Annotated in this window: 10 protein-coding genes and 1 pseudogene; 7 read left to right on the top strand and 4 right to left on the bottom strand. The window is 45.3% G+C overall.

The features are described 5' to 3' along the window. Positions 1–367: 367 nt before the first annotated feature. From QUA23_RS30240 to QUA23_RS31225, 4 genes are all read right to left on the bottom strand, one after another. The gene (locus tag QUA23_RS30240; RefSeq protein WP_333079231.1) at positions 368–661 is read right to left on the bottom strand and encodes a hypothetical protein; all 294 of its coding nucleotides are present in this window, start codon (positions 659–661) and stop codon (positions 368–370) included. Further along, entirely contained in the window at positions 662–820 is a 159-nt protein-coding gene (locus QUA23_RS31220; RefSeq protein WP_445243537.1) for a helix-turn-helix domain-containing protein, read from the bottom strand. It abuts the gene before it with no gap. 64 nt (positions 821–884) lie between these two features. Next, the gene (locus QUA23_RS30245) at positions 885–1,532 is read right to left on the bottom strand and encodes an IS607 family transposase (RefSeq protein ID WP_333079232.1); all 648 of its coding nucleotides are present in this window, start codon (positions 1,530–1,532) and stop codon (positions 885–887) included. A gap of 423 nt (positions 1,533–1,955) precedes the next feature. Continuing rightward, positions 1,956–2,237, bottom strand: a complete 282-nt coding sequence (locus QUA23_RS31225) for an MrcB family domain-containing protein (protein ID WP_445243538.1) — start codon at positions 2,235–2,237, stop codon at positions 1,956–1,958. 291 nt (positions 2,238–2,528) lie between these two features. On the opposite strand from QUA23_RS31225, the gene rpmI reads away from it, so the two are divergent. From rpmI to QUA23_RS30280, 7 genes and pseudogenes are all read left to right on the top strand, one after another. After that, complete coding sequence (gene rpmI / locus QUA23_RS30250) at positions 2,529–2,726, top strand: 50S ribosomal protein L35 (protein WP_333079233.1); 198 nt, start codon at positions 2,529–2,531, stop codon at positions 2,724–2,726. A gap of 19 nt (positions 2,727–2,745) precedes the next feature. Beyond that, the gene (gene rplT, locus QUA23_RS30255; RefSeq protein WP_293148587.1) at positions 2,746–3,102 is read left to right on the top strand and encodes a 50S ribosomal protein L20; all 357 of its coding nucleotides are present in this window, start codon (positions 2,746–2,748) and stop codon (positions 3,100–3,102) included. A gap of 272 nt (positions 3,103–3,374) precedes the next feature. Then, complete coding sequence (locus QUA23_RS30260) at positions 3,375–3,905, top strand: tetratricopeptide repeat protein (RefSeq protein WP_333079235.1); 531 nt, start codon at positions 3,375–3,377, stop codon at positions 3,903–3,905. Between the two features lie 236 nt (positions 3,906–4,141). Then, on the top strand, positions 4,142–4,519 hold the full coding sequence (locus tag QUA23_RS30265) for a response regulator (protein ID WP_333039645.1): 378 nt from the start codon (positions 4,142–4,144) through the stop codon (positions 4,517–4,519). After that, on the top strand, positions 4,516–5,124 hold the full coding sequence (locus tag QUA23_RS30270; RefSeq protein ID WP_333079236.1) for a chemotaxis protein CheC: 609 nt from the start codon (positions 4,516–4,518) through the stop codon (positions 5,122–5,124). Before QUA23_RS30265 ends, QUA23_RS30270 begins: the two co-directional genes overlap by 4 nt. Beyond that, positions 5,121–7,313: a diguanylate cyclase domain-containing protein gene (locus QUA23_RS30275; protein ID WP_333079237.1), complete on the top strand. Its 2,193-nt coding sequence runs from the start codon at positions 5,121–5,123 to the stop codon at positions 7,311–7,313. Before QUA23_RS30270 ends, QUA23_RS30275 begins: the two co-directional genes overlap by 4 nt. A 477-nt stretch (positions 7,314–7,790) precedes the next feature. Further along, a pseudogene (locus tag QUA23_RS30280) lies at positions 7,791–9,026 on the top strand (IS5 family transposase); the annotation flags it as partial.

Here is a 9,026-nt window from a genome sequence, read left to right on the forward strand (position 1 = left end):
ACGATCTGTTCGATCGCCCTATCCCCTAAGCCTTGCTGTATAAACCTTTTAGCTAATTATTCAGCAAGCCCTAATTAGCTTGAAATTTTTAGCCAAATAAGTTTTTAATTTCTGAAAATCAAATAATAGAAAACCAGCTATTTTTCCGTAAATTCGGCTAATTTTATTGTAAGTTTTGCGTTAGTTTTGGGAACCTTTTACCTGTTTTGATGCTGGGCGCTGTAAACTAGCAAGCTTGGCTTTCGCACTGGCTATTAACGGTTTTGTTGAATCAAAAACTTACCGATTTGACAGCGTGGTCGCATATTTAATATCTACGTCAATTCCTACAACTGCTTCAGATGGCTGAACAGGTAAACGTTCCACGTCAAAAGAGAAGGATACTTTCCCAGCGACTTCCTTCTTTTGATATCGTGAAAGTTTGAGAAACAAAACTACATTTAAGTGCAGCGTAAAGTCGAAACTTTCCCAAGGTGGGAATCTTAATTGTGCTACCAGGACTTAGCAGAACTTTGGCGCTAGATGAGTCAACCGTAAAAGACTGACCATTCCGGCAACTAGCAAATTTTGGATGACCTGCTTTCCCGGAAAGATATCGACTAAACGCATCTTTCAAGTCAATCAAAGCATTTTGATAAACTCGACTAAACAACTGGTTCATCTAAACGAATTTAGGTTGTTTCTTGAGGTAGTTGGTGAGAACTTTTTTGACTTCGTTGAGTACCTTTGAGTCTGAAAGCTTCCCCTCGCTATACATTTGGGTTCGCAAGCTTAATCCAAAATTAAATACTACGCGCCGAAATCCTACGTGTTTTGCCATCAAGGTCGCTTCATTGTTATTCAATTTTAGCGTAGCGGTCGTTTGACGCCAAACATAGTTAAACTTACTTGGAGGGCTTTACTTGATCAACTATAGAAACATCCGAACAAGGGTCTACACCCTCTACAATATTCTTAACTTTTGCTTTATATTTTCGCAGTCCGTAGAGGCGGGAAGAAAAACAGTGGATTATTGAAAGCAAGTCTTGAGTCAATTCTTCATGCGGTGAAAGGCTTTCGGCGTTGGCGACGATAATCGTCCCGCCATTCCACTGTAGAATTTGCTCGACAAGTTCAAAACCAAATCGGCACAGCCTATCTTGATGAGCCACGTACAGCACTTTGACTTCGCCTAGTATCGCCCATTGTAGGATTTGCAGGAATTTGGGACGTTTGAAATTGAGTCCACCCCCAATCTCCTGAATGGAGTCTGTGATCGCAACTCCTTGCGCCAAGCAGAATTGTTCCATAGCTTGTGTCTGACGAAGTAAGTCTTGTTTTTGTCCAGGGGACGAGACGCGACAATATACGATCGCCCGATTGGGTGGCGTTTTACCGGTCTTTAGGTTTCGGACTATATTTAGGTGACTTTCTGAATAAACACGCTGGTTGCCAAGTGTCCTCTCAGGGATTAACTTGCCTTCCCTTTCCCAGCGCCGTAATGTAGAGCTTGAGACTCCCACTAATTTTGCGAATTCTGCCACTTTCCACATAGAACTTTCTGTTGGCGAATAACTATGGATAAGTTTAGCAAATTATTAGACACTTAAGTCTTGCTTAAATATCATAGTAGGCCCTAATCATAAGGACGATCGCATCGGGTGAGCGGCATCCCCTAGTAAGGTGATTTTCTCTATCCCCCCATTGGGATACTGGTTCCCGATCAAAGACGCCTGTTTCCACGATGGTGGTAGGATTCAGTTGCTCGAATAACCCTTTCAACAAAGGAAGTCCATTGGTCAAAAACTTGCAGAATCATCTAAAAGTAGTTGCCTTTGGAATATAATCAAGCTGAAGATCGAGAGGTTCTGAAAATTCCCTGAGCTTGTCAGAACCAAGCTTATATTTAAATAATTGTGGTTGAACCCTTACCATGTCCCTCGATTTCTCAAATCCTAACTTATTTCTTTTATCTGCTATTCCTTAATTGAGAGAAGGGTAAACGCCACAGAATTCGGCGCGAAATAAACACAGTAAATCCCCGACTGGACACTCTCAGTTACAAGTTTGTTAAATATTGCTATCCCAAGAACTTTAGCCCAAAAACCATTCCCGGCTGAAGCTTTTACGCTAGAGATTTCGGGTAATTCCCATGAAGCACTTATTAATTTGGTCACTAGATTTCTGACATAAATAGTAAAGAAATGTCCCGTAAAATTGTCATTACTGACAAATGGATATTTCCAATTTTTTTTCAATGGACTCTGTAAGCGCCTGGATCAATAATTAATGTTGCATCTTCAATTTAATTATCGTGCCTCACCAACAACTTTCAAATATTAACCGTGGGGATAACCGTTAATGATACCGCAACTGCGGTATAACATTCTATACTAGGTGTTAATAGCAGCAAACAACCACAAGATTAGCCGATCGCCCATCCTGTATATTGCCCCAAGTACAGCGCCACTGCTAACCCACAAATCTCCCTTGCAGAAAGTAGCACAAACGTGATACGGTATAAGCTTGTGTCCAAATAACACCAGTTCATGCCAAAACTCAAAACTCGCAAAGCAGCCGCAAAGCGCTTTAGAGCGACCGGCAGCGGTAAGATCGTGCGCCGTAAAGCTTACAAAAGCCACTTGCTACAGCACAAAAGTTCAGCTCGCAAAAGCCGTCTCTCTAAGCTGGTCGTCGTCGACGAGACCAACGATGCTAACGTGCGGTTAATGCTTCCATACTTGTAAAGTTTAACGGAAATTAAAGATGACACGGGTAAAACGCGGTAATGTCGCCAGAGCGCGCCGCAAAAAAATTCTCAAATTAGCCAAGGGTTTCCGAGGCGCACAGTCGAAACAGTTCCGCACAGCTAACCAACGGGTGATGCAGGCCCTGCGTAACGGTTATCGCGATCGCAAAAAACGCAAACGCGATTTCCGCCGCCTGTGGATTGCTCGGATCAATGCCGCATCGCGCCAGCACGGCACGAGCTACAGCAGACTGATCGGCAACATGAAAAAAGCCAACATCGAAATCAACCGCAAAATGTTGGCACAAATGGCGATCATTGACCCAGCAACATTCGGTAAAGTCGTGGAAATGGCTAATCGAGCCGGATCCTGAAAGTTCGCTTGATTTTCAGAATGCAGAAAGCAGAAGTAAGAAAGATTTAACAGTCTGCCAGAGAAGGAAAACTCCTGATAAATCTAGGAGGTTGAGACCAAATTTCCTTCTTTGTTCTTACTTCTGGACTCTTGCTTTTTCAGAAATCGCGATCGGGCAGGTCGATCGCTATTTCCTTGTTTTTTATACAGTTGCAGAGGCAAATGCCAGAGATTGCTAACGCCTTAAAATAAATAACACCTTCAAGAAACCTACCTAATTTTAAGAAAAACATGGATAGTAATTTGCTCATAGTTTACCTGACAGTTCTGCTCGCTATACTCGGCAGCACTTCCTGGTTTGTGGTGCGCCAGATTCTTAAAACTCGGAAGCTGGAAATGTCTCTCGAACGCTTAGAAAATAAGCTGACAGTAGAAAGAGGAACAGCACAGGAATACTACGAATTAGGAAGTATCTATGTAGATAAGAAGCTTTACTCCCAAGCGATCGTACTGTTTCAAAAAGCCCTGAAAGCCAAAGACTTGGAAGGCGAAGAAAATCAAGCTGTTATTTACAACGCCCTCGGTTTTGCACACTTTGGCCAAGAACAGTACGACATCGCAATCCGCAACTACAAAGAAGCCCTGAAGTTACAACCAGAATACGTTACATCTCTCAATAATCTGGGTCATGCCTACGAGCGCAAGAAATTAACAGCTCAAGCCTTGGAAATGTACGAACAAGCTCTCGCCTGCGATCCAGACAATACCACGGCAAAACAGAGAGTAGAGTCTCTCCGGAAGCGTTTGGTAATCTATAATTGAGCGCCCATGTTAAGAGCAATAGAGATCCCCCAAACCTGGTTTCATTCAGAAACCGGGTTTTTTCTTCACATAGTCCCAGATACTAAACTATCCAACACATTAATGGGTTAGTTTTTAAGAACAGGAATTCCGAGTCAAGCTCGATCGCACACCGTCCCAGCACTTTAAATTAATGTCAAGATAAAAGCAGTACCTGCAATACCGGTCAGTCCTAACAATAGAAGGAGCAGAACGTAGTGACATCAATTCTGGTTGTCGAAGATTCGTGGTTGACTCGCAGGGTAATCTGCAAAATTCTCCGAGCAGAAGGATACGAGACTTGGGAAGCATCCAGTGGCCCCGAAGCTCTAGAACAGCTCGGCACTAAAACCCCAAACTGTATGCTATTAGATCTGCTGATGCCAGAAATGGAAGGTCGGGAAGTCCTGCAAGCCATGCGCGATCGAGGATATAAAATTCCAGTGATCGTAATTACCGCAGACATCCAAGCAAGCACCCGCTCCGAGTGCATGGAACTCGGAGCCCTGGCAGTCATTCACAAAATGCCCAACTCAGACGAACTGATCGGATGGATCAAAAAAGCTCTCAGTGTCAGCGAGGAGAGCACTCAATGAAATTAAGCACTCGACAGCTTGATGCTTTGCAGGAACTCGTCAATATCGGGATCGGTCAAGCCGCAGGGGTTTTGAACGACATGATCGACTCCCCGATTCGCTTGCAAATCCCCTACCTTCAAATTCTGACTCCCATCGACGTGGAAGAAGAATTAGAGCAGCACCTCAACGGCGAGCAAATCGCCGCCGTCCAGCTCAAATTCACAGGCTCCTTTGGAGGCATTGCCCAGCTAGTCTTTCCCACCAACAGCGCTGCCCTGCTGGTGACAATGCTTACAGGGGAAGAAGTTGGAACTCACGATCTCGATTCAGTCAAAATTGGTACGCTGAGTGAAGTGGGAAATATTGTAATTAATGGGGTCATGGGTGCAATCAGCAATGTACTTCAGCAGCGCCTGAACTACTCAATTCCCACTTATAGCGAAGGAACGATTTCTAGTTTGCTGATATCTGGCGGTTTAGCTACTGACACAGTTGTTTTATTAGCCCAGACCAGTTTCATGATTGAAAGGCTTCACATTGAAGGAGATATCATTCTTATTTTCAATGTTAATTCCTTTGACACCTTGTTGACTGCTATCAATCAACTTGCCGGGGGTCTATGATTGAGGAGAGCAAAAGTATTAAGGAAAAGTTTGGGGTTCTCGACAGCGTACCAGTCGGCGCCTGCTTGCTGCAAGATGATTTTGTGGTGCTGTTTTGGAACACTTGTCTGGAAGAGTGGACTAAAATTCCCCGCAGCCAAATATTGGGGACAAAGATCACAACCCATTTTCCTCACTTGAGTCAGTTAAAGTACGCCACTCGCTTCAAGCAAATCTTTGCAGGAGGCCCGCCAACAATTTTTTCTTCTCAAATTCACAAACACCTGATTCCGGCAACTTGGCAAGACGGTCAGCAGCGAATTCAGCAAACTACAGTGACTGCTGTGTCGGCCGTGGAGGCAGGCATAGAAGAACAGGAGATGAGAGACTGGGTTCTCCAGACTCTTGAGTTGGAATCAGACGGTACTGTTGGAGTCGGCTCACCAAGAAGGGATTTTTTGTCTAGGGAATCTGCACCCTCAGTTTCGTCATCAATATGGCCGGGGGTCAATTCCCCATCGTTCTACGCCCTACTGGTGATTCAAGACGTGACCGACCTCACCCACCGCATCCAAGCTTACCGCACAATGCGGGATCAAGCTGTGGAAGAAGTGCAAGTACGTCAGCGGGTGGAGGAAGAATTGCGATCGAGCCAGCATTTCATCCAGCAGATTGCTGACGCGGCGCCTTATTTGCTCTACATCTACGATTTGACCGAACAGCGCAACGTCTACGTCAACGGTCAAGCTTCTAAATTGCTGGGCTACACTCCCCAAGAAATTTTACAGATGCAAACTGCTTTATACTCGAGTTTGGTGTACCCAGAAGATTTGCCAAGGCTTAAAGCCCACCAGCAAAAATTTTCCTGGGCCCAAGACGGGCAGATTTTGGAGTTGGACTATCGGCTCAAACATCGATCGGGCGAATGGCGCTGGTTTCGCTGCCGCGACCAAGTTTTCGCCCGCACAGCCGACGGCTGCCCCAAACAAATTTTCGGCACTGCTCAAGATATCACCGAGTACAAGCGGGCAGAAGAGGCGCTACGGCAGCAGAACGAACGAGAACTGCTGATGGCGACGATTACTCAGCACATCCGCCAGTCTTTGGATTTGGGCGAAGTGCTCAGCACGACAGTGACAGAAGTACGTCAGTTCCTTCAAGCCGATCGAGTGATGATCGTGCGCTTTAACCCCTGTACCGACAGTCTCTGCGCCGGCCCGGCGACGGGGGCGGTGACAGTGGAATCTGTAGCTCCCAACTGCCCGCCGATGTTGGGGGAAACCCTGGAAAATTTCTGTTTTGACCAGTTCTATCTCGAAGCGTACCAACATCGAGCTATCCGACCGATCGCCGATGTTTGGGCCGCCGATTTGCCGCAATATCAAATTGACTTGCTCGCACAATTTGCGGTGAGGGCTTATTTGGTAGTGCCTTTAGTCCAAGGAGATGATTTGTGGGGGCTGCTGATGGCCCACCAGTGCACTCCCCGGCAGTGGATGCAGTTGGAAGTAGAGTTGCTGTCTTCTCTGGCTACCCAGTTGGCGATCGCCATCAAGCAAGCAGAACTATACCAGCAGTTGCAAGCCGCCAACCTCAAGTTAGAGCGCTTGGCCAGTTTAGACGAACTCACGCAGCTAGCAAACCGCCGCCGATTCGATCAGTATTTAGAAATGGAGTGGCGCAGACAAGCCCGGGAACAAACGCCTCTGTCCCTGATTCTCTGCGATATTGATTCTTTTAAAAGTTACAACGATACCTACGGGCACCCAGGGGGAGACGAATGTTTGCGACAAGTCGCTGCGGCGATCGGCAATGCAGTCAATCGCCCCGCCGATTTAGTAGCTCGCTACGGAGGCGAAGAATTTGCCGTGATTTTGCCAAATACCGCGATTCAAGGCGCGGTGCTGGTAGCCGAACACATACAGCTCAAAATCGCAGCTTTGCAGCTTCCTCACGCTGGTTCTCAGGTGAGCGAGTACGTCACTCTCAGCCTGGGCGTAGCGAGTATTGTTCCTGCATCTGAATCGGGAGCCGAAATTCTGATTGCCGCAGCCGACCAAGCGCTTTATCAAGCTAAACGACTTGGGCGTGCTCGTATCCAACTTTACCAGCCTGATCCTGCTGGCAAGGGCAATGGGACAGGCACTTCAATACTTCCTCTAGATTTTTCTATACCCAATACTAATTTACCCTCTCCCACTAGCGCTTGACGAATTGCCATATTTGTGGGTTCAGAGTAGTTATACCACTCCGCAAAAAAATGCGCCTGTCCGCGCGTGCTCCAAATCCTGATCTCCCTCTTCTGTCAGTCTGCAAATTAAAGAAGTAAGAAATAAGCTAGCTCAAACATAAAAATAAAAGGGTTGGAATGGATTTATTGGATCAATTAAATCGTCGGCGTTGCTTAATCAGGGTATGAAAAAAATAACTTGAAAATCCCGAAGTTTTTTGGATACTGGTTTCTCTGACTTGCATATTTAGCCCTTCATACCGTAAATCAGCAACGCCAAATCGTCGAACCCAATCAATAATACCATTTTTTTTAATCCCTGCTAGAGATAAATAGGGCTTGCTGAATAATCGAGCGCACTTGACGTGGCGAAAGGTTATTCGAGCGCGCGATCGAGAGTAAAGTGCAAGATAAACAGGTAAAATAGGTCAAAAGCCGTGCATCGCCACCTGCGATCGTGTACCAAAAAGTTGAGCTTGTCCCAAAACCCCCATCCGAGTTTGAACTGCCCTTCGGAGGAAGCTTGTCACTCCTTCAACCGTTGGGTAAAAATCGCCCAACTAATCCCGTGGTCAGAGTTTGAATCAGAATATGCCCAAAATTTCCCCACAGAAATGGGGGCACCGGCCAAATCCTTTCGGATGGCGTTGGGGGCATTAATCATCAAAGAAAAACTCGGAATTAGCGATCGTCCAAGAGTAGAACAAATCCGTGAAAACCCCTATCTACAATACTTTATTGGTCAATCAAGCTAGAGTAATGAAATCCCCTTTGACCCATCTCTATTAGTTCATTTTCGCCAAAGAATTAGTCTGAACCTAATTAATAAAGTTAACGAACGAATGGTTGAAAAAATCCGCTCCATCACGGAGCGTCAAACCCGAAAAAAAAAGGATTCGGACGCCAAAAATGAGTCACCCAATCGCGGTAAGTTGATCGTAGATGCTCCCTCGGCCCCAGCCGACATTAGTTATCCAACCGACTTAGGAATATGAAACGAAGCCCGAGTTCATACATAAAAAATCATAAACATCCTGTATAAACAAATTAAATAAAAAACCAAGAACCTACCGTAATCTCGCCCGAAAAGATTACTTAGAAGTAGCCAAACAAAGACGATCGACGATCCACCCGAAACAAAAAAAGACAGGCAATTAAAAAACAACTTCAGTATATCAAAAGAAACGCTTCTCATATTGAACAGCTAATCGATTCAGGTGCGACCCTAGAATGTCTGAACAAAAAGCAATATAAAACTTTGCTAGTCCTCACAGAAGTCGCTCGCCAGCAACAGTGGTTATTTGACAACGATAAACAGAGTATTGAGGATAGAATAGTAAGTTTAAATCAACCCCATATTCGTCCTATAGTCAGAGGAAAAGCCGGGAAAAGCGTAGAGAGGCGAGTCAAACTATCAGCCAGTTGTTTTGAAGGATATGTATTTTTAGACCGGATGAGCTGGGATAACTTTAACGAATCAGGGGACTTAAAAGCACAAGTATAAGCTTATTATAGATTTACAGGACATTATCCAGAGCCAGTTCATGCAGATCGCATTTATCGTACAAGATCAAACCGAGCGTGGTGCAAAGAAAGAGGAATTAGGCGAGCGTGGGCCCCCTCTAGGAAGACCCCCAGCAAATGTGAGTAAATCAAAAAAGAAGCAAGCATTGGAAGATGAGAGGATTAGAAA

Origin of the sequence: Microcoleus sp. Pol1C5 (genome assembly GCF_036701115.1) — a bacterium.
In the GTDB taxonomy this organism is placed as follows: Bacteria; Cyanobacteriota; Cyanobacteriia; order Cyanobacteriales; family Microcoleaceae; genus Microcoleus.

Coding starts and splice junctions, on each gene's coding strand:
- QUA23_RS30240 (WP_333079231.1), bottom strand. CDS start 661: ATGAACCAGTTGTTTAGTCGAGTTTATCAAAATGCTTTGATTGACTTG.
- QUA23_RS31220 (WP_445243537.1), bottom strand. CDS start 820: ATGGCAAAACACGTAGGATTTCGGCGCGTAGTATTTAATTTTGGATTA.
- QUA23_RS30245 (WP_333079232.1), bottom strand. CDS start 1,532: ATGTGGAAAGTGGCAGAATTCGCAAAATTAGTGGGAGTCTCAAGCTCT.
- rpmI (WP_333079233.1), top strand. CDS start 2,529: ATGCCAAAACTCAAAACTCGCAAAGCAGCCGCAAAGCGCTTTAGAGCG.
- rplT (WP_293148587.1), top strand. CDS start 2,746: ATGACACGGGTAAAACGCGGTAATGTCGCCAGAGCGCGCCGCAAAAAA.
- QUA23_RS30260 (WP_333079235.1), top strand. CDS start 3,375: ATGGATAGTAATTTGCTCATAGTTTACCTGACAGTTCTGCTCGCTATA.
- QUA23_RS30270 (WP_333079236.1), top strand. CDS start 4,516: ATGAAATTAAGCACTCGACAGCTTGATGCTTTGCAGGAACTCGTCAAT.
- QUA23_RS30275 (WP_333079237.1), top strand. CDS start 5,121: ATGATTGAGGAGAGCAAAAGTATTAAGGAAAAGTTTGGGGTTCTCGAC.